At 60.8% G+C, this 19,615-nt stretch carries 19 protein-coding genes and 1 pseudogene; 5 read left to right on the top strand and 15 right to left on the bottom strand.

Going from position 1 to position 19,615, the window contains the following annotated elements:
• Positions 1–8: 8 nt before the first annotated feature.
• Positions 9–1,157, top strand: a complete 1,149-nt coding sequence (locus tag ACN50D_RS13400; protein ID WP_007734192.1) for an acetyl-CoA C-acetyltransferase — start codon at positions 9–11, stop codon at positions 1,155–1,157.
• A 54-nt stretch (positions 1,158–1,211) separates the two neighbouring features.
• Here the strand turns inward: ACN50D_RS13400 and ACN50D_RS13395 are convergent, their stop codons facing one another.
• Together ACN50D_RS13395 and ACN50D_RS13390 are read right to left on the bottom strand one after the other, a co-directional pair.
• Positions 1,212–1,529, bottom strand: a complete 318-nt coding sequence (locus ACN50D_RS13395; protein ID WP_020906277.1) for a DUF4333 domain-containing protein — start codon at positions 1,527–1,529, stop codon at positions 1,212–1,214.
• A gap of 97 nt (positions 1,530–1,626) precedes the next feature.
• Positions 1,627–3,027 carry a cytochrome P450 gene (locus ACN50D_RS13390; protein ID WP_007734205.1) on the bottom strand — a complete coding sequence of 467 codons (1,401 nt, stop codon included), beginning with the start codon at positions 3,025–3,027 and terminating at the stop codon, positions 1,627–1,629.
• A 96-nt stretch (positions 3,028–3,123) separates the two neighbouring features.
• On the opposite strand from ACN50D_RS13390, the gene ACN50D_RS13385 reads away from it, so the two are divergent.
• The gene (locus ACN50D_RS13385; protein WP_211921469.1) at positions 3,124–3,711 is read left to right on the top strand and encodes a TetR/AcrR family transcriptional regulator; all 588 of its coding nucleotides are present in this window, start codon (positions 3,124–3,126) and stop codon (positions 3,709–3,711) included.
• 47 nt (positions 3,712–3,758) lie between these two features.
• Here ACN50D_RS13385 and ACN50D_RS13380 read toward each other — a convergent pair whose 3' ends face one another.
• Together ACN50D_RS13380 and ACN50D_RS13375 are read right to left on the bottom strand one after the other, a co-directional pair.
• Positions 3,759–4,769, bottom strand: a complete 1,011-nt coding sequence (locus ACN50D_RS13380) for an ABC transporter substrate-binding protein (protein WP_047269720.1) — start codon at positions 4,767–4,769, stop codon at positions 3,759–3,761.
• Positions 4,770–4,851: 82 nt separating this feature from the next.
• The gene (locus tag ACN50D_RS13375; RefSeq protein WP_003945620.1) at positions 4,852–5,730 is read right to left on the bottom strand and encodes a bile acid:sodium symporter family protein; all 879 of its coding nucleotides are present in this window, start codon (positions 5,728–5,730) and stop codon (positions 4,852–4,854) included.
• 132 nt (positions 5,731–5,862) lie between these two features.
• On the opposite strand from ACN50D_RS13375, the gene ACN50D_RS13370 reads away from it, so the two are divergent.
• From ACN50D_RS13370 to ACN50D_RS13360, 3 genes are read left to right on the top strand one after another with little or no spacing between them, the layout of a single operon-like run.
• Positions 5,863–6,135 (top strand): DUF2277 domain-containing protein, encoded by a 273-nt coding sequence (locus ACN50D_RS13370; protein ID WP_003945457.1) that lies wholly within the window; start codon positions 5,863–5,865, stop codon positions 6,133–6,135.
• Between the two features lie 5 nt (positions 6,136–6,140).
• On the top strand, positions 6,141–7,562 hold the full coding sequence (locus tag ACN50D_RS13365; protein ID WP_047269605.1) for an alpha/beta hydrolase: 1,422 nt from the start codon (positions 6,141–6,143) through the stop codon (positions 7,560–7,562).
• A 23-nt stretch (positions 7,563–7,585) separates the two neighbouring features.
• Positions 7,586–8,077: an NUDIX domain-containing protein gene (locus ACN50D_RS13360; RefSeq protein WP_080961083.1), complete on the top strand. Its 492-nt coding sequence runs from the start codon at positions 7,586–7,588 to the stop codon at positions 8,075–8,077.
• Between the two features lie 384 nt (positions 8,078–8,461).
• On the opposite strand, the pseudogene ACN50D_RS13355 reads toward ACN50D_RS13360, so the two are convergent.
• The 11 genes and pseudogenes from ACN50D_RS13355 to ACN50D_RS13305 form a co-directional block, all read right to left on the bottom strand.
• Positions 8,462–8,788, bottom strand: a pseudogene (locus ACN50D_RS13355) (transglycosylase family protein); the annotation flags it as partial.
• A gap of 484 nt (positions 8,789–9,272) precedes the next feature.
• A complete protein-coding gene (locus ACN50D_RS13350; RefSeq protein ID WP_047269604.1) occupies positions 9,273–10,178 on the bottom strand; it encodes an oxygenase MpaB family protein in 906 nt (301 codons plus the stop codon).
• Positions 10,179–10,202: 24 nt separating this feature from the next.
• On the bottom strand, positions 10,203–10,760 hold the full coding sequence (locus tag ACN50D_RS13345; RefSeq protein ID WP_211921470.1) for a mce associated protein mas1a: 558 nt from the start codon (positions 10,758–10,760) through the stop codon (positions 10,203–10,205).
• Positions 10,747–11,967: an MlaD family protein gene (locus ACN50D_RS13340; RefSeq protein WP_058227636.1), complete on the bottom strand. Its 1,221-nt coding sequence runs from the start codon at positions 11,965–11,967 to the stop codon at positions 10,747–10,749. Before ACN50D_RS13340 ends, ACN50D_RS13345 begins: the two co-directional genes overlap by 14 nt.
• Complete coding sequence (locus tag ACN50D_RS13335) at positions 11,964–13,028, bottom strand: MCE family protein (protein WP_211921472.1); 1,065 nt, start codon at positions 13,026–13,028, stop codon at positions 11,964–11,966. The genes ACN50D_RS13340 and ACN50D_RS13335 overlap by 4 nt, the downstream gene beginning before the upstream one ends.
• On the bottom strand, positions 13,025–14,122 hold the full coding sequence (locus tag ACN50D_RS13330; RefSeq protein ID WP_003945762.1) for an MCE family protein: 1,098 nt from the start codon (positions 14,120–14,122) through the stop codon (positions 13,025–13,027). Before ACN50D_RS13330 ends, ACN50D_RS13335 begins: the two co-directional genes overlap by 4 nt.
• The gene (locus ACN50D_RS13325) at positions 14,119–15,174 is read right to left on the bottom strand and encodes an MCE family protein (protein WP_007734231.1); all 1,056 of its coding nucleotides are present in this window, start codon (positions 15,172–15,174) and stop codon (positions 14,119–14,121) included. Before ACN50D_RS13325 ends, ACN50D_RS13330 begins: the two co-directional genes overlap by 4 nt.
• Positions 15,174–16,205: an MCE family protein gene (locus ACN50D_RS13320; protein WP_042449469.1), complete on the bottom strand. Its 1,032-nt coding sequence runs from the start codon at positions 16,203–16,205 to the stop codon at positions 15,174–15,176. The genes ACN50D_RS13325 and ACN50D_RS13320 overlap by 1 nt, the downstream gene beginning before the upstream one ends.
• Positions 16,202–17,425 (bottom strand): MCE family protein, encoded by a 1,224-nt coding sequence (locus tag ACN50D_RS13315; protein ID WP_211921474.1) that lies wholly within the window; start codon positions 17,423–17,425, stop codon positions 16,202–16,204. The genes ACN50D_RS13320 and ACN50D_RS13315 overlap by 4 nt, the downstream gene beginning before the upstream one ends.
• 3 nt (positions 17,426–17,428) lie before the next feature.
• Complete coding sequence (locus ACN50D_RS13310; RefSeq protein ID WP_211921475.1) at positions 17,429–18,286, bottom strand: MlaE family ABC transporter permease; 858 nt, start codon at positions 18,284–18,286, stop codon at positions 17,429–17,431.
• Positions 18,286–19,095, bottom strand: a complete 810-nt coding sequence (locus tag ACN50D_RS13305; RefSeq protein WP_003945485.1) for an MlaE family ABC transporter permease — start codon at positions 19,093–19,095, stop codon at positions 18,286–18,288. Before ACN50D_RS13305 ends, ACN50D_RS13310 begins: the two co-directional genes overlap by 1 nt.
• Positions 19,096–19,615 lie beyond the last annotated feature (520 nt).

Raw genomic sequence — 19,615 nt, 5'->3', positions numbered from 1 at the left:
CTAACGCTATGTCCGAGGTTTACATCGTCGACGCCATTCGCACACCGATCGGCAAGAGGGGTGGCGCGCTGTCCGGCGTGCACCCCATCGATCTCGGTGCGCACGTCGTCAAGGCACTGGTCGAGCGCACCGGTATCGACCCCAGTGACGTCGATGACGTGATCTTCGGTTGCGTCGACGCCATCGGCGGCCAGGCCGGCAACATCGCCCGTATGTCCTGGCTCGCAGCGGGATTCCCGGAGCACGTTCCCGGGGTGACCGTCGACCGTCAGTGTGGTTCGAGCCAGCAGGCAGTGCACTTCGGCGCTCAGGCCATCCTGTCGGGCACCGCGGATCTGATCGTTGCCGGCGGCGTTCAGAACATGAGCCAGATTCCGATCTCGGCAGCGATGATCGTCGGTCAGCAGTACGGATTCGACACGCCGACTTCGGGTTCGGTCGGTTGGACCGAGCGCTACGGTGACCAGGAAGTCTCGCAGTTCAAGGGCGCCGAAATGATCGCCGAGAAGTGGGACATCAGCCGCGAAGAGCTCGAGAAGTGGGCCCTGCAGAGCCATGAGCGCGCCAAGGCTGCAATCGCCGCGGGTCGCTTCGACAACGAGATCGTTGCCATGGGCGACGCGACCGTCGACGAAGGACCCCGCGAGACCAGCCTCGAAAAGATGGCGACGCTCAAGGTTCTTGTCGAAGACGGACGCATGACCGCGGCAGTGGCCAGCCAGATCTCCGACGGTGCGAGTGCGCTGCTGCTGGCGTCGGCGGAAGCGGTGGAGAAGTACAACCTCAAGCCCCGCGCCCGGATTCATCACCTCAGCGCACGCGGCGACGACCCGATCTTCATGCTCAGTGCGCCGATCCCGGCCACGAAGCATGCTCTCGCGAAGGCCGGCCTGAGCATCGACGACATCGACATCGTCGAGATCAACGAAGCTTTTGCCCCGGTCGTCCTGGCCTGGATCAAGGAAATCGGCGCAGATCCGGCGAAGGTCAACGTCAACGGCGGCGCGATCGCACTCGGTCACCCGCTCGGCGCGACCGGCACCAAGCTGATGGCGACACTGCTCAACGAACTCGAGCGCACCGGCGGTCGTTACGGCCTGCTGACCATCTGTGAAGGTGGCGGCACCGCGAACGCGACGATTATCGAGCGTCTCTGACGCCTTGCTGTGCGCCTTTATTAACCGCCGGCGGTTAATAAAGGCGCACAGCAGTTAGTTGTTCGGCACATCCGCAACCTTGATGTCGAAGTTCGCACTTTCACCGTCAACGCTGGTCACGGTAGCTGTGACGTCGTATTCGGTGCCCTGCTCGGTCAGGATGCACGTGATCGATGCGCCGACTTCGGCGTCGAGGTTCTCCGGACACGTCACGTCGTCGGGTGGCTCGCCGATCTTCTCGGCGAGTTGAGTGGAGATCTGACTTGCGACTTCGGACTTGTCCACTTGCGGCGTCCCGACGCTTGCCGAGCAAGCTCCCGTGGCCAATGCCGCCGAGAGTAAGACGATTCCCACTGCAGGCCTCTTTGTCATGTGAACTCCCAGGGTGCGCCGGTGCTCGCTGCTGCCACCTCAGGGATTACCGCATTCGGGACTGTTCAACCGAGTTGCGCGACGCAGTTTTGCGAGGTCAGCGTCGGCGGACCGTCAAGTTGAAGCCTTCGGGCATCAGGGTGAGCCGTTCGGCTACCTTCAACTCGTAGTCCGGATCGGCCTCGATCGTGTATTTCTGCAAGATGGTGCCCAACACGAGGACCGCTTCGTGAATAGCGAATTGTCTTCCGATGCAGGCGCGTTCACCTGTTCCGAACGGCTTGTACACGTGCGCCGGCCTGGCTTTGATGTTGGCGGGCAGGAAGCGATCCGGATCGAACGCCTCGGGATCGTTGCCCCACACCGGATCACGATGAAGTGAGGGGATGAGCACGAGCATCCAATCGCCCTTCTTCATCGGATACTTGCCGACGAGCGTCGTGTCTTCGAGCGCCGCGCGCCCGTAGGCGGGAGCGGTCGGCCACAGACGCAATGATTCGTCGAGGACGCGTCGTACGTATCGAAGTTTCGCGATCTTCTCGAAGGCGGGCTCCTCGCCCTCCCATACCTTGTCGACCTCGGCTTGCGCCTTGGCCAGCACGTCAGGGTTTCGTGACAGGTAGTACAGCGCGAACGACAATGCGCCGGAGGTCGTTTCGTGTCCGGCGACGAGGAAGGTCACGACCTGATGGCGGATGTTCAGTTCGTCGATACGGTTGGGATCGTTTTCGCGTGCCGCCCGCAGCATCAGTTCGAGAAGATCTTCGGGCCCCGGTTCGGTACTTGTCCGCCGGGCACGGATCACTTCGTCCACAACCTCGGCCATGTACGCCTTGCGGACCTCGTCACGTTGATCGGCGCGACGTGCGAGCACTCGCCCGAGGGCGGTCGACTTCAGGAACGTCGTGCGCTGCGAATGGGAGAGTGCGCCGACCATTGCCTTGACGAACGGATGCTGTTCTTCACGTTCGAAGGAGTCGAACGAGTAGCTGAATCCAGTGCGTCCGATGGTCTCCAGCGTCAGCTTGGTCATGTCTGCGGAGACGTCGATGGGGGAGTCACTTTCACGACTGTCCCAATGGTCGACCAACTCGCCGGCCACGTCGAGCATGGTGCGGTGGTACGAGCGCATCGCAGTCTGGCTGAACGCCGGTGCCAGGAGATTGTGCGCCTTGCCCCAGTTGGGTTCGTGGTTGTACGCCGTGAACAGGCCGTCGCCGCCGATTCCGCGGAGTGCTTTGACTCCAGGTGCAAGGTGCTTCGCGAACCGGGACTCGTCGGACAGTTCTGCCACCATGTCCGCGCCCGAGGCGAAGACGAAGCGATTTCCCAGGACATTTCTCTCGAAGATCGGGCCGAGTTCGCGGCCGATGCTCACGGAGTTCTGCAGCGGTGTCCGGATATTGATCCCGAGAACGTCCCCGAGGACCGGCAGACGCCACGCCGGATGCGGGATCCGAGCATCGGTCGTCGCCTCTGGAGTGGTGTCGACGCTCATTGTGTGTCCCCCGGGGTGAGATCGCTTACTGAATTGATGTCTAGTACGCAAAGTACGCCTTACTGAATCGGTGTCAAGTAGTAATCTGACTTGCCTATGGTCGCACCACGAAAACGCCTGGACCGAGAGCAGCGGCGCACGCAGTTGCTCGACATCGGCGCGCAACTTTTTGCCGATCGCTCGTACGAGGATGTGTGGATCGAAGAGGTCGCCGAGATTGCGGGCGTCTCGCGCGGGTTGATGTACCACTATTTTCCGACCAAGCGAGACTTCTTCGCCGCAATCGTCGAGCGCGAATCGCAGCACCTGCTCGAGGTGACCGCACCCGACGCGACGCTACCGGTGCGCGAACAGGTGGCAGCCGGGTTGGACGCCTACTTCGCGTACGTGAAGTCGCACAGCAGGGGAGTGCGCGCCATCAACGTCGGGACGCTCTCGGCCGAGGCCGGTATCCGGGCGATTGTCGAGCGCGAACTCGAACAGCAGCAGATTCGAATCCTCGATTCACTGGGATTCGAGGGCGAAAGAAGACGGCTCGCTGCCGTTGCAGTTCGGGGATGGATCGCGTTCGTCCGAGCTGTCTGCCTCGACTGGCTCGATCAACCTTCCATACCGCAGGAAGAGTTGAGAGTGATCTGTCTGCGGACCCTCTCGGGAGCGTTGGGCATCGACCTCGAAACGTGAAAAGCCGACCGCGCGGGAGCGGCCGGCATTTCCACGGACAAGTCTGATCAGTCGAGCGTCGAATAGAGATCGTCCCAGCCCTTGGCCACGTACATGTTGGTGTAGATGGACCCGTAGTACGTACTTCCTTGCAGAACGGTGACGTTCCCGGCCTGCACAGCCGGAAGTCTTTGCCACAACTTGTTGTCCGAGAGTTGATCGAAGGTGGTGTCACTGCTGTCGGTGACAGAAACCATGAACGCGTCGCAGTCTTGCAGTCGATCCATCTCTTCGATGCTCAGTCGTCCCTGATTGTCGAAACCGGTTGTGCTCAATGTTCTTCCGCCGATATCGGCGAGCGTCATGTCGGTGGGTTGACGATTCTTCTTACCCGTTTCCTCCGACACGGGCAGGCTGTCGATGTAGATCGTGGCCTTGTCCGGGCTGTAGGACAAGCTTGCGACGGTCTTGCCCGCGATCGCCGAAGCGTGTCGAGAGCGGATGTCGGTGATCAGAGCGTCATAGTCGGTGATCAGGCGATCCATGGTGGGTGTTCGGCCCAGCCAATCGGAGAGCCGGGTCAGGTTCTCCCGCCACGTCTGCTTCGATTCGGTCGTCAGGACAGGAGCGATGGCTTGGAGCTTTGCGGCGGGCCAGTACTCGTTGTCGGCGTTGACGCAGATGATGAGATCGGGTGCGAGTCCGAGGATCTGCTCCAGATTGGGCTTGTCGCTGAGGTATTCGGCCGAGCCGTCGACGGGAACCCACTTGGTGACGGGCGAGATGTTGTATCCGAACACCGGTAGTTCCAGGGCAATGGCGAGCTCGAGGTCGGTTCGGGCGTCGACGGCCAAGACCCGCTTGGGGTTGGTAGGTATGTCGTAGGTCCCCAACGGCGTGGTGACGGTGCGCATTTGAGCGTCATCATCGGCCCCTGAACCGTCGCTGGAACTGCAGGACGACAGAATAGTTGCGACTGCTGCCATCCCGGCTCCGATGCCGAATTGGCGACGGGTAAGTGCGTCGACTAGCTCTTGCCAGACGCGTTCGTCCGGCACGGTAGGTGTGTTGGTCAGCATTTTTTCGATACCCTTCGGTCTGAGTCCGTATCGATCGTAGGGTTGGCGATACCAGATCACCTATATCGAAAACCGCCTGATATTAGTCGATTTCGGCCATGGTCCGTGACTTTCGGGTGATGGCGGCGCCGAAGGCTGCAGCGAGCGGGAACATCAGAACGCCGTACACCGCGGCCGGTACTGCCAATTGCACGTTGTCGAGGAGACTGACGGCGATGGTGATCGCCAACGTGCTGTTGTGGATGCCGATTTCCATGGAACTGGCGATGGCCTGACGATCCTCGATGCCGAATATCCGGGGAACGACGTAACCGATCGAGAGGCTCAGTAGGCAGAACAAGGCAGCGACGACGCCGATGTCGACGAGATAGTCCGCGATGTTCTCGCGCTCGGAAACAACCGTTCCGACGATCACCAGTGCCAGAACCACCGCGGATCCGATGCGGACGGGCTTGTCCATGCGCTCGGCAAAGGCGCTCGAGCGCAATCGAACCCACATTCCGAGGGCGACAGGAATCAGTACGACGGCAAAGACCTGAAGTACCTTCGTGAACTGCAGTCCGAGGGTGCCGTCCGCGTCCTCGGGTTCGAAGTAGCCCAACGCGAAGTTGGTGATGAGCGGAAGGGTGACCACCGCTATCACCGAATTGACCGCAGTGAGTGTCACATTGAGAGCGACATCGCCGCGGAACAGATGGCTGAACAGGTTTGCCGTGGTGCCGCCCGGTGATGCGGCGAGGAGCATCATGCCGACGGCGAGCAGTGGGTCGAGGTCGAACAACGTGACCAGACCGAAGGCCGCGGCCGGGAGCAACAACAACTGACAGATCAGGGCAATCGAGACGGCTTTCGGCGCTTTTGCCACGCGGGCAAAATCTCCGACCGTCAAGGAAAGCCCGAGGCCGAACATGATGATGGCGAGTGCGGCGGGTAGGCCGACGGAGGTGAGTGCAGAGTCCATGAGTTAGTGGCTACTTCCAGTCACTGGGGGAATTTCACTGAAACTACCGTGACGCCCGGATCTGCGTGGCAGTTTGGATACATTGATGTATCGAACCGTGACGGCGTCGGTGAGCAGGGTTATCGTCGAATTATGTGCCGAAACATCACTGAACTTCGTGGACTCGAGCCCGCTGCTACGCCGGAGGAGATCGAGGCGGCCTCTCGCCAATACGTACGTAAGGTGAGCGGAATAGCCAAGGTGTCCGACGCGAACCGAGACGCCTTCGAACAGGCGGTGCGTGAGGTGACCGAAACGACGACGCGCCTGCTCAGTGCGTTGCCGCCTCGCAGACAGCCACCTCAGACCGTCCCTCCGTTGCGTCGCCCGGAAGTACAGGCTCGGATCGCTGCTCGTTCGTCCTGACCCGAGTGGATCTCACAGATATCGACGTATGGGACGTCGAAGCCTTGGATCAACTGTCTGCTGGGTTGGAAGGCGTTCTGGTCGCTCACCGCGTTCGCGACATCCGTCGACGGCTGGATACGCTGCGCAAAGAGGCCGTCGCCGACGACTTGCATATTCGTCAGGATGGAACCGTCTCTGCCATTGCGCCCATCGCCGACGGTCACCCGCTCCACGTGCACGCCCAGTTGCTCGAGGTCGCAGTTCGAGAACTGATCGGTGAGGCACTGCTGGTCAGCGCGGATCTTCATCATGCGTTGTCTCTGCGGTCTCAGGTCGGCACCGACCTCCGTGACAAAGCTGTGCGTGTGGGGGAGGAGTGGCGAGCGTTCAGCCCTGATCGGCAGCGTCAGATGTTGCGTCATGCACCAGGCCTGATCGCCAACCTCGACGGCATTCCTGCTGCGATTCGCAGCCCGGCCAATCTCGATCGAATTCAATCGGAACGAGCACGGCTGCAAGATGATTCAGTCCGAATCTCGCAAGAACTTCACCGCGAGTTCTTCGGCGGCAGACTGAGTAACACCGGGGCGGGCCAGTGGTACGCCGAACGCAAACTCGAGGATCTGGACGCGCTCGACGAGTTGTTTCGCGCCGAACCTGATCGACGGTTACTGCTCATGGACATGCGCTCGGGCGAACGCGGCTTCGCTGCAATTGCGATCGGTGATCCGGACACAGCGGATCACATCTCCGTGACGATTCCCGGACTGAACACCAACGTCAAGGACTCGATGCGCGGAATGGTCGGAGAGGCAACGCGATTACGAGCCGAGGCGATGCAGCAGCTCGAACTGGCCGGCCGAAAGGAAAGCGTGGCCACCATCGCCTGGATCGGATATGACGCGCCACAGGTGATCGGGCCGGGAAAGTTCGACATCGGTCGGGCCAGCTTCGACGTCAGTCGATCGTCCAAAGCAGGCATAGCCGCCGACGCATTGGGTAGCTTCTTTCACGGTCTTCGTGCCGCGTCGGTCAACGACGGAGTCCATATCACCGCGTTGGGCCACTCCTACGGATCCCTCGCGACTTCTCTTGCGCTGCAACGCGGGGCAAGCGCAGCGGTCGACGACGTGGTGTTCTACGGTTCACCCGGGGTGCGAGCCAAGGTGGAGTCGGACCTCGGTATCGCCGACCGGCACGTCTACGTCATGAAAGCGGAAGGCGACAGTATCGCGGGGTTCGGCCGTTTCGGTGGCGATCCGACGCGCACCGAGTTCCATCGGTTGTCCACGGCCGAGGGGATCACCCCGGATGGAGTGAAACACGAGCGGGCGTTCGGGCATGCGGAGTACGCGAGGACCGGAGACAACGGAGAACTGCGGATGTCGGGATACAACCTCGCGGTTGTGGTTGCCGGACTGCCGGAGTTGGCCGTTATGGCCTGACCTGCTGGCTTACAGTGGCACTCATGCGTCTGAGGCATTCGGCCAGGGGGTTGGTCGTTGACGACCAGTCCCGTCTTCTGCTTTACCGATTCATCGCGCCCGGGGGAGGGCTGACGGTCTGGTGTCCTCCGGGCGGAGGCTTGGAAGGAGACGAAACCCCGTCCGAGGCGCTCGCGCGCGAATTGGACGAGGAGATCGGCTTGCGCGACTACGGCGCAGCCACCCATGTGTGGCATGAGGAGATCCGTGACCCGGCGATATTGCCGGGTTGGGGTGGTGCGATCAACGACTACTTCCTCGTGCCGGTGGCGACCGCATTCGAGCCCTGTGGGTCGTTGGGGCGCGAAGCGCTGGCCGCCGAGCTGGTCGAGCACTTCGAGTGGTGGAGCGTTGACCGTCTCTTGTCACACAGTGGTCGAGAAGTGTTCGGGCCACGCGATTTACCCGACCGGTTTGCACGCCTGGTCAAGGATGGGCCATCGAGTGCGCCGGATCGATTTGTTCGGTCGCCGTGAGGGATGCGAGGTAGCGATTGAAAACGAACATTTCGGCATCGAAACACGGCTACGCTGGGGTTATGGAGCACTACGTGCGTAAGGACCCCATCCCGTACGCTTCTACGGCTGCGCTGGTCAGTTCTCACAACCGGTTGGCGAGGGCGGCCCAAAAATTGTGGATGGCTCTCCGAGGGCTGATGCGTGATCGGAAGGCGAGTCGGTACACCTCGCTCGCTCCGCGTCATCCCGACGGATCACGTACCGCCGTAATGTCTTTCAACAGCAGCGGCGGAGGGGCCGGATCAGGCGGGGCATGAAGGTCGCTAGTGCGACGCTGCCCGGGGCCCGTCGAATTCTCGACGAACACCGGGCAGTGACGCACTACTCGAACTGGGGTCAGCGGAGGTACTGTCCGCACACCGGCCACGCGCCGGCGCCCTGACCGGCAAGGACGTTTTCAGCAACGCGGACCTGTTCTGCCTGGCTGGCGTTGGCGGCGCTGCCCGCTCCGCCGTAGGCCTCCCACGTGCTCTGGCTGAACTGGAGTCCGCCGTAGTAGCCGTTTCCGGTGTTCGCGGCCCAGTTGCCCGAAGATTCGCATTCTGCGACACCCGACCAGTCGTGGGTGGCTGCGGATGCGGTGCCTGCGCTCAGTCCGAGGGCTCCGGCCGCGAGGGCTCCGGCTGCGGCGACAGAGGCAAGTGCACGGGTAACGGTGGTCTTGGTCATTTTCGGTAAATCCTCTCGAGTCCCGCCGACGGAGGACGGTGACCGTCTCAGCTCCGCTCCCACCACTAGGAATGTTGTCGAGTCCGAACCGCGGAGTGGGACGGGCGGTGGCGATTCGGTAATGCCCGGTTGATCGGGCTGTCACCAACCATAAGAGATGATTACGGATTGGTCACGGGTCGGCGTGTCGACACATGTTTGTGCAACAGAAATGCATCAAAGAGTGTTTTCCCAGGTCGCATGGCGATATGCCACCTCTCCCGGCGTTACATAAACGAGATAAAATGTGATGTAAGTCACCTTAAACGTGCCTCGACGGCGTCGATATGCGGCGAATGTGACACTCAATCAGCCCGGTTTGTCGGCTTTTCGACCCGGTTTCCAGTCGTGCTGGAACCCATGTCCAGCCGTGATCTGTTGTCGACCGACCGGCCCGATTTACCTGTAGGGCAGCAGAATTGACAACGAATAACGCGCCGCTGGCTCAGACGAGATTCTTGCTCGCCTTGATCCGGCGGCGAATGTCGCGCATCTGAATGGTGTTGCCGGCCTGACGAACGGAGCGTGGGATGAACCTGTTGACGAACGACACGAAAATGAAGAGGTGTTCGAACCGGCGGCGGTCGTCTTCGGTCCACTCGAGATCGAGTTGGTCGCGGTAGATCGGTGGAAGGAATCCGACCGTCAGGAACCGCAACAAGTTTCGGAACACCAGGCGTATCGGCCACGCGATCATCTGTAGGTTGACCAAGTCGATCAGGTACTGCTTGGTGCGTTCGTCGATGACGACGCGTTCGCAACCGAGGTTCCAGTAGCGCTCGAAGTCGGCACGTGTGGCCGGCCACATCTCTTCGGTGACCTGCAGCGTCGTTCCCAAAGTTGACGCGGACTTGTAGAACGACTCCGCCTGTTCATCGGACATCTTGCCGTGCAGCAACTGATGACTGTCCTCGAAACCGATGAACAGGCATGCAGCAACCCATAATTGGAGTTCGCGATTGAAGGCGTTGTACTTGACCGGGCTGTTTGAATCCGACTTCACATGTCGGTGCACCGAGTTCACGGCCTCGCGGTAAGCCTTTCGCTCTTCCTCGTCACCCAGGATCGCGACCGTCAGGTACTGCGTCGTGGTTCGTGCACGCTTCCACGGATGCGCTGTCAGAGCACCCGATTCGACCTTGCTCTCCATGACGCCGTACGCCACCTCGGGCCAACCGAGTTGCAGGATGACGTTGGCAGCGGCTCCGGCGAACGACCAGAAATCGAGTGCGTCGGTGATGTGTGCGGGCTTACGTGCCCACCGTCTACGCTCGGCCGTGATGGTGATGCGTGTCTGATCGGTGCGAAGCGACGACTCGGACTTTTCCGAATCCAGGTAGTGAGTGGGCATGGATCTTCCTCCGCGTGTGGTGAGTTACTTGGTCTCGACGTTGCTCACGAGCCACCGGTCGCCCGAGCGGACCAGGGACACGACCATGCGGTACTTCTGTGTGTTTCCCTCTGGCGCTGCGACATTCTTGGCTTGTTGGTCGACGAACACGAGCACCTTGGCCGACGAATCGTCCAGTGATCCGATGCCGACGTCTGTCGCCGTCGCGCTCGCCTGGCCTTGGCCCCCGGCAACGACTTCCCTCAGGGAATCCACCATCGTTCGGTAGGTGCCGGCAAACTCGTCGGTCGACATCGAGGCGATGGTGTCCTTGATGACATCGAGGTTCTGATAATCGAAGGAGGACATGATGGTTGAGTAATCCCGTGCGGTGTCCAAAGCCTCCTGCCGCAGCGTGTCTTCCTGATTCGCCGAGTACATCTGGAATCCGAGCACCGCCAATGCTGCGACCAGCGCTACCGCCATTAGTGAGATCAGTGCGTTGCGTGGCTCCTTCAGGCGGTGAAGTAGCGACGGAGAAGTCGGATGTTCGGCCACCTCGGCTTCTGTCTCGTCGAGTAGTGCGTTGTCACCGTGTGCCATTTCCCAGTCCTTCCAACATCAATCTCCAGTAGTTCAGGGCGTCGACTCCGGTCGGGACGAGAATCGGATCTGCGACGACGGGCGGTCCGATCGGAGTGCCCGGGACGGTCGAGTTCTGCAAACCGAGGTCGTTCGGACGCGGAGCATTCTGTGCTCCGCGTTGGACGAGGTCGTCGGCGGGGGGACAGTACATCGCCAGACTCGGACTGGTGGGAGACAGATCGCCGACCTCACGCCGAGGGGTGTCGTAGTTGCAGACCGGCCCCTGGGTCGCAACCAAGGCAAAGTCGGCGCGATCGCCTTTGACGATGGATGCCAGTTTGGCGAGACCTTCAGGAATCGTGACAAGTCCGGTTTCCAGGGCCTCTGTGCGGTCGGAGATGATCGGTGCGACAGTGACGAGATTGGCCAGGACCGCTCCGAAAGTGTTGTGGTACTTGTCGAACAACTGTTGAGCGCTGTTCAGGGCGGCGGGCGAATGATCGGTGAGGTAGATCAGCACCGGCGCATTGGATTCGAGTTGTTCGGTGAAGTTCTTGGCAGCTGCCATTCCCCGGACGAACGAATCCGATTGTGTCGCCATGGAGTCCACCAACGTGGAGGTTCGCGACAGCAGCGCAGCGAGTTCGGCCGACTGGTCGTTCAACTGCGCCGACATGGTCCCACCGTTGTCGATCATCGTCGCCAAGCTCGGGCCGAGCCCGTTGAACGAATTCCCCAGCTCGGTCCCGATGTCGCTGATCGCTTGTGGATCAATCCCTTCCAAGACACCGGACGCCTGAAGCATCAACTGGCTCATCTGGACCGGTTGCTGATCCGCGGGCATGGCGATCTCGTCGCCGTCCCTAAGATACGGGCCGTGGTCTGTGTTGGGGTAGATGTCGACATTCTGAATTCCGGCTGCGGTCCCCATCGTCACCTTGGCGACGCTGTCGGTAGGTATCTCGGTGTTGTCGTTGAGTGAGAGTTCCACCCGAGCCGTGCGGGTGCCTGCGTCGAGTTCGACTTCACTCACTTTCCCCACCTGTACGCCGCGATACGTGACGACCGTGCCCTTGGTCAGTCCGAAGGCGTCGGACATGTTGGCGTGCAGCAGGATTTGACCCCCGAAACCCTGAGGGCCGACCACGTAGACGATCCCGAAAGGGATGACCACAGCAGCGATCAGAGCGAACAGGACAAGTTGAACAAGCGCAAGGCGACTCAACGCAGACCTCCCTGAAGTAGATCGGTGAGAGTTCCCGCTGGTGCGATCGATTGACCGGCCATACCGCCGCTCCAGAGCTTGTCGATCGTTCCCGGAATATCCAGGGCGCCGTCGAAAACGAGGTAGTCGCCCTGCACTGCACCGGTGAAGTTTTCGAGCAACCCGTTCATGTTCGTCAGCGTCTGGCCGATCTCCGAGTTGAACGAATCCAGAGTCCCGACAACGGTCGACGCATCGTGCAGCATCGCGTCGAGGCCGTTGGGAGACGAGTCGAGAATGGTGTTTGCGTTGGTGGCGAGCTGAACGGTCGAGTTCAACAGGCTCGCAATCTGATCCTTCTGTCCCACGAGAATCGACACCACCTGTGGAACGGAATCGAGGTAGTTGTCGACAACTACGCGTTGGCCGGCCAGTTGGGAGGAGACCCGGGCAGCGAGGTCGACGGCCTCGTCGAACTCGCTGCGGTGACTGCTTGCCTCTGCCATGAGCGAGGTGAGGGTCTCGGTCAGAGAACGAACTTCACCGGAGCGCCCGGAAAACGCGGTGTTCAGCTCGCGCACCACGGTATCGAGTTGGTCGATGCCGCTTCCGGTCAGAACCGTGCCGAGGGTGGCAAGCGCACTTTCGACCTGCGGACCGATCTCGGTGCGAGACTCCGGAATTGTGTCTCCGTCGCTGAGCGTGGAGCCGGACGGAACTTCCGGCACCAAGAGTCTGATGAACGGATTGCCAAGTGCGGACGGGAGTTCGACGGAAGCTTCGACGTTGTCGGGCAATGGCGTCGCGGCGTCCAGACTCAGAGTCACATCGGCTCCGACGACATCGGCTGACAGCGCGGATACTCGACCGATGACTTTCTGGCCGCTGCGGACGTCTGCTCCCAACACCAGGCCGTCGGCGCCGGCCAGCTGCAGCGCCACGTTGTACGCGTCACCGTCGGCCGAACGACCCAGGGGTAGGTCTTGAATGCCTGCGCTCCAGCCGCCGAAGGCGAGCACGGCCGCAGAACCCACACCGATGATCACGATACCGGCGATTATTCGAACCGATTGCCGCGTCAATTGCCACCTCCGGGGACGGCTCCGCCGGAAATCGCGGAGGCGATGCCGAGCGGATCAGAAGTGCTGAGGGGGAAGGAAATCGGATTCGTGAACCCGGCTCCGGTGCAGATCGGCAACTTGTAGGTGTCGCACAGCGGTTTCGCCACCGCGAACTGAGTCAATGCAGTCGAGACGTTGAGCCGAATGCGCCCGCGCTGATCAGGACCGATTGTCTGGGAGAGGTTCTGCATCATCAACGGCACCAGGTCCATGAACTCGGCGAGGCCGGGTTCTTTGGCAGCCAGAGTGTCACCGAGAACTCGCACGTTGTCGGCTATGGCACCGACATCATCGCCGTGAGTTGTCATGAAACTGTTCAACTGGTCGAAGACCACCTGCAGATCCTGCAGAGGCTGTGAGATGTCCATGTTCTGGCTCGCCCATTGATCACCCAGGACGCCGAGGTCGCCGACAAGTTCGTCGAGGCTGACCTGCCGTGCGTCCAGAGCATTCATCAAAGTGTTGAGATTGTCGACAAGGGCACCGATGTCTTCCGACCGAGCGCCGACAACTCCGGTTGCTGTGCTGAGGTTGCGAATTGCGGTGTTGAATTGATCGCCCTGGCCCTGCCACCCGGCGGCGCCGCGGCTCACGAGATCGCCGAGATTGCCCCCATCCCCGGCAAATGCGTCGGCCAAAGTGCTGACGCTTCCCATCAAGCCGTCGAAATCTATGGGGGAGTGGGCACGTTCGATCGGAATCTGGTCGCCGTCTTTCAGTGTCTCTCCGCCGGTGTACGCCGGGCCGAGTTCGATGTGTCGATCGCTGATCACCGATGGATTGAGGACATAGGCCGAGGCGTCGGCGGGCAGGTCCACGGAGTCGGGCATCGACATCGCTACTCGAACAGAAGTTCCGCGAGGTTCCACCGACGTGACCGTCCCGACGCCGACTCCGAGGACGGTGACCTTGCTTCCCTCGTAGATTCCGCCGACGTAGCTGAAATCGGCGTAGACGGTCTTGGACTGATCTGTTCGTCCGAATATGTACCAACCGGGCAGGGCGATCGCCAAGGTCACTACCAGCATGGCCGTGACGGCTTTTCGTGTATTCACTTGCAGCCCTCCATGATGCCGAGCGCGCAGAGCAGATTGTCCGGGATCACGGCCGCCGGCGCGTTGACGTCGGTCCAATTGCCGGTGCCGGTTGAATCGGTGACCGAACGCAGCGCGGAAGGAAGACGAGTCAACAGCAGGTCGATCTGATCTGCGTTGTTCTTCAGCGTGGTGGTGACCGCGACGAGGTTGTCGGTCATGGCTCCGAACTCGTCCTGACGATCGACGAAAGTGGTGGAGAGCTTCGAGATGATGATTGTCAGGTTGTCGACCAGCTGAGTCAGTGCGTCCTTGCGCATCGCAAGAGTTCGAACGATCGTCTGAGCATTGGCCGCAGTACCGACGATCGAATCGGTTTGTGCCGCAGCCATGTCCGACAGCTCACGAGACATGATGAGAATCTGGTCGATCTGTTCACTGTTCTGCGCGAAAGCCGCCGAGGCGCCGCTGATTCCGGCCAGAGCCCGGCCCACCTGATCGGAATCAGTGGGAATCACCTGCGAAAGGGTGTTCATCATGGACTCCATCGCCTGTAGGTCGACGCCTGTTGCCGCAGTGGTGGCATCACTGCTGACGTCGTCGAGGCTGTACGGCACGGTTGTGCGGGAGAGCGGGATGACCCGCGCCTCGGAGTCGTCGACCACTCCGGCCGGCACGATCTCCAGGTAGCGCTTGCCGAGGACCGTCTTGAGCCTGACCGTCGCCGTGCTCTGGTTTCCCAAAGGCTGGTCCTTGTCCAAGCGGAAGTTGACGACGACGTGGTCGCCGGCAAGGTCGATCGAATCCACTCGGCCCGCGGGAACCCCGGCCACGTAAACCGGATCGGTGTCGGAAAGCCCGCTGGCATTGGCTAACTCGGCTGTGTATGCCGACGTGCGTACGTTGTACCAGAGCTTCGGAATGCCCAAGGCGGCGCCGAGTCCCACCACCAGAACGAAGATTCCGAGACTGCCCAGGGCGAGAGCGGTGCCGCTACCGCTGCGACGGCGATCCCCTTTGAACAGGAAGAGCATGATGCCGACGAACACGTCGATCAGCTTGACCAGGAACATCATGAGCACACCGGCGAGTGTGTCGGACCGAAGATGTTGGCTTCCATGTCGCCTGCCTTCAGAGTGAAATTGCACAGATACAGGCTGATGAAACTTCCGTAACTTCCGATCCGGTTGGCGGCGTCGGCGAACTGGGGAAGGTTGACGAGAAGTCTGTTGAACTCGTCGGTGCTCGCAATCCAACTCCCGGTGACACTTTCGAGTTGTTGCACGGTCTGACCGAATGCACCGTTCGACCCGGCCATGATCTGAGCCAACGACGAGACAGTGCGGTTTCCCTGATCCAAGAGCGAGACCAGTTGATCGTTCTGCCCGACGACGGAAGTACTCAGATCGTTCAAACCGTCCAACAGGCCGACCAATTCGGGTTGACGCTCGTCGACGGAGGTGAGAAGAGTGTTCATGTTCGTGAGTAGTTGCGCGAAGACGTCCTGACGGTCGACCAGGCCGGAACTCATGGTCGCGATCTGGTCGAGCAGGGTGGTCATTGCCTGGCCCTGGCCGTTGAAGGTTTCGACAAAACTTCGCGTGAGCGTGTTGACCTGCTCGGGCTGCAGCGCGGCGAACAACGGTTTGAACCCGTTCATCAGGGCCGTCAAGTTGATCGGCGGTGTTGTCTGCGCCAGCGGTATCGTGTCACCTGGTTCGAGCTGTCGTGCGGATACCGTTGTTGCGCTGTCGTCCTGCGTCAGTGCCAGATATCGAGCACCGAGCATGTCGCCGTAGCGCACGGCGGCACGGACATCCGACTCGAGGGAATATCGCGACTCGATTTCGACGTCGACGATCGCCTTGCTCGTCCCGCCTCCGTTGTCGGCGAACGCAACCGAGTCCACGCGGCCGATACGCACACCCGACATGGTGACCGGGTTGCCCGGGTTGAGTCCTTCGACGTCGGTGAACTCGAACGAGTACGAATCGGTGCTTCCGCGAACCGGGACCGACAACGTGTTCGCCACGAACGACGCGCAGGCGACGCCGGTGAGACAGAAGAGTGACAACCGAATTACCTGGCCAGGACGGACCTTCACGGGACGGTCACCTCGTTACCTCTGACCATCGGCCCCAACATCAGTGTTGTTGCCGGGTTGGGGGTATCCGAGGGTTCCGGCGATCCGCCCAGTAGTTGATCTTCGAGGTACCGCAGGGGGGCCGCTTCGGCTACGCCGCCCACGACCGGGGCACTGACGGGTTGTTCAGGCGTCAGGTTGGAGCCCGAACACTGTGCTCCGCGCGAGTCACCGTACTGCGGGCAATCATCACCCGTGTATGGGAGCGGTTCGGCGAACGTGGCAACTGCTGTGATGTCGAACTTTCCGGTGGCGAAGACCCGAGCGCCCGCGGCGCCGAACGTACTGGCATTCGCGAGGGTGGAACGCAGTCCTCCGGGATTGGCCGCGGTGGTTGCGAGTATCTTTCCGGCGGAATCGATCACAGTGATGATGTTTCGGTTGTTCGCCCCGACAAAATCGTCGACGGTAGCGGCGAAGACTGCGGCCGCGCCGATCGAGGACTCGAGATTCGCTCTGTTGGCGACCATGTCGTTCGAGACAGTTGTGGCGGCTGCCAAGGTATCGAGAATGTCGGGGGTCGCACGGTCCAACGCGTCGACGACCGACTTGAATTCGGGTGTCGATTCGAGGAATTGGTGTGCGGCGGGTGTCAGTACGCCGGACGCGGCACTGAGATTGTCTATCGTGGCTCCGATCTCGGCTCCGTTTCCGTCCAGGGCTTGACCGAGTGCGGTCAGAGCCGTTTGAAGTTTCTCGGGTTGCATCGCGGTGAGGACTCCGACCAATTTGGTGTACACGTCGTAGAGGGCGACGGCCTCGGGTCCGTCGTCCATGTGGATCTCGTCTCCGTCCGACAGAGTCGTCTGGTCCTGCTCATTCGGACTGTCCACGAGCTGCATGTAGATGTCGCCGAAGAACGTGCGCGGAACGACGCGAGCCACCACGTCAGCGGGAATCTTCGACGCGTCATCGGTCTGAATCTGCAACTGCACAACGGATTCGGCGGTTCCTGATTCGATTTCGCCGATTCGGCCGACGTTGACGCCGTGGTACCGAACCGGAGCTTCACCGCTGATGAGACCGGCTGTGGCTGGAACAGCGACGAAGATGTCGGTGCTCTGCTCGAGATTTCCCGAACCGCGTAGAACCATTGTCACGGCGGCGGCGACGGCTACGACTATGGCGATCGCGCCGCGAAGGGCGTACACGATCTTCGTGCGTGTAGTGAGTCTGTCCACGGCTCAGACCCCCATTCCCGGGATCTGGGGCACGAGGCCCCACAGCGCGAAAGTCATCAGTACGTCGAGGATTCCGATCGCGAGGATCGCAGTCCGGAGCGCGCGCCCGGCCGCTTGCCCGACGCCGGCCGGACCGCCCGATGCGTAGTAGCCGTAAGCGCAATGAACCAGCGCGACAACAGCGGCGAACACCACGGCCTTGAGACCCGAGTACAGGAGATCCTGCGGAGAGATCGCCAGATGGAAGAAGTAGTCGTAAGTACCTGCCGATGCGCCGTTGAAGAACACGACGACCAGTCGGGTCGAGAGGTAACTGGCCAGGAGTCCGATCATGTAGATCGGGATGACACAGATCATGGCAGCGATCACCCGGGTACCCGCGAGGAAGGGGATCGATCGGATCGCCATCGAGTCCAGCGCGTCGATTTCGTCGGAGATACGCATGGCCCCGATCTGGGCGGTGAAACTCGTTCCGACCTTGGCGGCCAACGCGATCGCGACGACAACAGGGGCCAGTTCACGGGTGTTGGCAACCGCGGACAGCATGCCGGAGAGCGAGGTCATCCCGACAAGCTCGAGGCCCCGGTGGGTCTCGACGCCCAACATCATCGCCGCGGCCAGCGACATCGCGAAGACGATCCCGATGGTGCCGCCGCCGGACAACAAGGAATTCGTGCCGAAGCTGACCTCGCTGATCTGACCGAGTACATGCTTGCGGTACTTGGTGAGCGCAAAGGGGATCGATGCGATAGTGCGGACGTAGAAAGTGACGTGCTGACCGAGGGAGACGAGGCCGTCGCCCGCGGTTCGCAGGGGTCTGCTCGCTTGACGTGCTCGAACACGGAGATCGACGAGCGACATCAGAATTCACCGACTGCCGGGACGATTACGGTGTAGAGCGCGGACAACACTGTGTTCACGATGAAGACGAGCGCGAACGCGATGACCACGGCTTCGTTGACTGCGTCGGCAACGCCGCGTGGGCCACCTTTTGCATGTAGACCTTTGAAGGTGGCGACCAAAGTCGAAGCGATGCCGAAGACCGCAGCCTTCACCAAAGCCATGACGAAGTCGGAAGATCGCCCGTACTGACTGAACGTTGCCATGAACGTTCCGGCCGGAAGATGCTGGACGTAGATGTGGTACAGGTAGCACGCGATCACACCGCCGAAGGTGACCATCGAACACAGTGCAAGGGAGACGATCACTGCCGCAACCAATCTCGGTGCGACGAGGCGCTCGATCACGTCGATGCCCATCACTTCCATCGCGTCGATCTCTTCCCGGATCTTTCGTGAACCCAAATCCGTGCAGATCGCCGATCCTGCGACACCGGCCATCATCAACGCGCACACCAGCGCCGCGGCCTGACCGACGATGATGAAAGCTACGACAGCTCCGGAATATCCACCGGCTCCGATCCGGCCGGCCAGTTCACCGACCGAGACGGCGATGAATACACCGATCGGAATCATGAGAAGCAGCGACGGGCCGGTGCTGACGCGACCGATGAACAGGGTCTGAGTAACCGTCTCGTGCAATGAGAGTCGTCTGCGCAGGATTGCCGTGAACAGGCCGAAGAGTGCCTGAACCGAGAATCCGATCAGATAGCCCCCCTGTAACGCTACGTCTCGCACCGGGCCCTTCGCGGCTGGCAGCTCGTACGTCATCTAATTGAATTCCTTTGCAGATCAACAGTGTTCGGCACGGAGTTCGAACTGTTCGAGCGCTGGCGGTCGAGCGAACTGCCTGTGAAGCATCTCACACATATATGTGTCCAAGCAAGCATTATGTGAACCGAAATTCTCGTCGAACTGTCAGCCCTGTTGACCGAGTTTCCTTCATTGACGTGGAGATATCGGAACTGTTCATATCGACATCCTGTGTATGTTTACGAATATTCCGAATCTGTCAGTCGGATTGCTTCGTGGATGCGGGCTGGATGCTTCGAGCGGTGACCCTACCCACTGCTGGTGGCCACAGGCAACGTTTTGTTAACGAAGATTCTCGGTGGAAGCAACGGGGGAGGTGGCGAAGGGTGAGTGGTGTGTTCTGATCAAAGGCAGCGTTACCTGCATGTATGAAACTCTAGACGCGCGATGTGCTGAAATCGGTGTACGAGTTTTCAGAATCATGCTTATGCTGATTCTCGTCTGATGAGCAGGCGGATCGAAGTGCTTTGTGCGTGAG

It is taken from the genome of Rhodococcus sp. SB1D (genome assembly GCF_048573875.1).
GTDB lineage: Bacteria > Actinomycetota > Actinomycetes > Mycobacteriales > Mycobacteriaceae > Rhodococcus_F > Rhodococcus_F qingshengii.
This window is presented reverse-complemented; position numbering and strand designations above follow the sequence as displayed.

What these genes read in the sequence shown, in the direction of transcription:
- ACN50D_RS13400 (WP_007734192.1), top strand. Translation starts at nt 9, where the DNA reads ATGTCCGAGGTTTACATCGTCGACGCCATTCGCACACCGATCGGCAAG.
- ACN50D_RS13345 (WP_211921470.1), bottom strand. Translation starts at nt 10,760, where the DNA reads ATGGCACACGGTGACAACGCACTACTCGACGAGACAGAAGCCGAGGTG.
- ACN50D_RS13310 (WP_211921475.1), bottom strand. Translation starts at nt 18,286, where the DNA reads ATGTCGCTCGTCGATCTCCGTGTTCGAGCACGTCAAGCGAGCAGACCC.
- ACN50D_RS13375 (WP_003945620.1), bottom strand. Translation starts at nt 5,730, where the DNA reads ATGGACTCTGCACTCACCTCCGTCGGCCTACCCGCCGCACTCGCCATC.
- ACN50D_RS13395 (WP_020906277.1), bottom strand. Translation starts at nt 1,529, where the DNA reads ATGACAAAGAGGCCTGCAGTGGGAATCGTCTTACTCTCGGCGGCATTG.
- ACN50D_RS13385 (WP_211921469.1), top strand. Translation starts at nt 3,124, where the DNA reads ATGGTCGCACCACGAAAACGCCTGGACCGAGAGCAGCGGCGCACGCAG.
- ACN50D_RS13325 (WP_007734231.1), bottom strand. Translation starts at nt 15,174, where the DNA reads ATGTTCCTGGTCAAGCTGATCGACGTGTTCGTCGGCATCATGCTCTTC.
- ACN50D_RS13390 (WP_007734205.1), bottom strand. Translation starts at nt 3,027, where the DNA reads ATGAGCGTCGACACCACTCCAGAGGCGACGACCGATGCTCGGATCCCG.
- ACN50D_RS13305 (WP_003945485.1), bottom strand. Translation starts at nt 19,095, where the DNA reads ATGACGTACGAGCTGCCAGCCGCGAAGGGCCCGGTGCGAGACGTAGCG.
- ACN50D_RS13360 (WP_080961083.1), top strand. Translation starts at nt 7,586, where the DNA reads ATGCGTCTGAGGCATTCGGCCAGGGGGTTGGTCGTTGACGACCAGTCC.
- ACN50D_RS13380 (WP_047269720.1), bottom strand. Translation starts at nt 4,769, where the DNA reads ATGCTGACCAACACACCTACCGTGCCGGACGAACGCGTCTGGCAAGAG.
- ACN50D_RS13370 (WP_003945457.1), top strand. Translation starts at nt 5,863, where the DNA reads ATGTGCCGAAACATCACTGAACTTCGTGGACTCGAGCCCGCTGCTACG.
- ACN50D_RS13350 (WP_047269604.1), bottom strand. Translation starts at nt 10,178, where the DNA reads ATGCCCACTCACTACCTGGATTCGGAAAAGTCCGAGTCGTCGCTTCGC.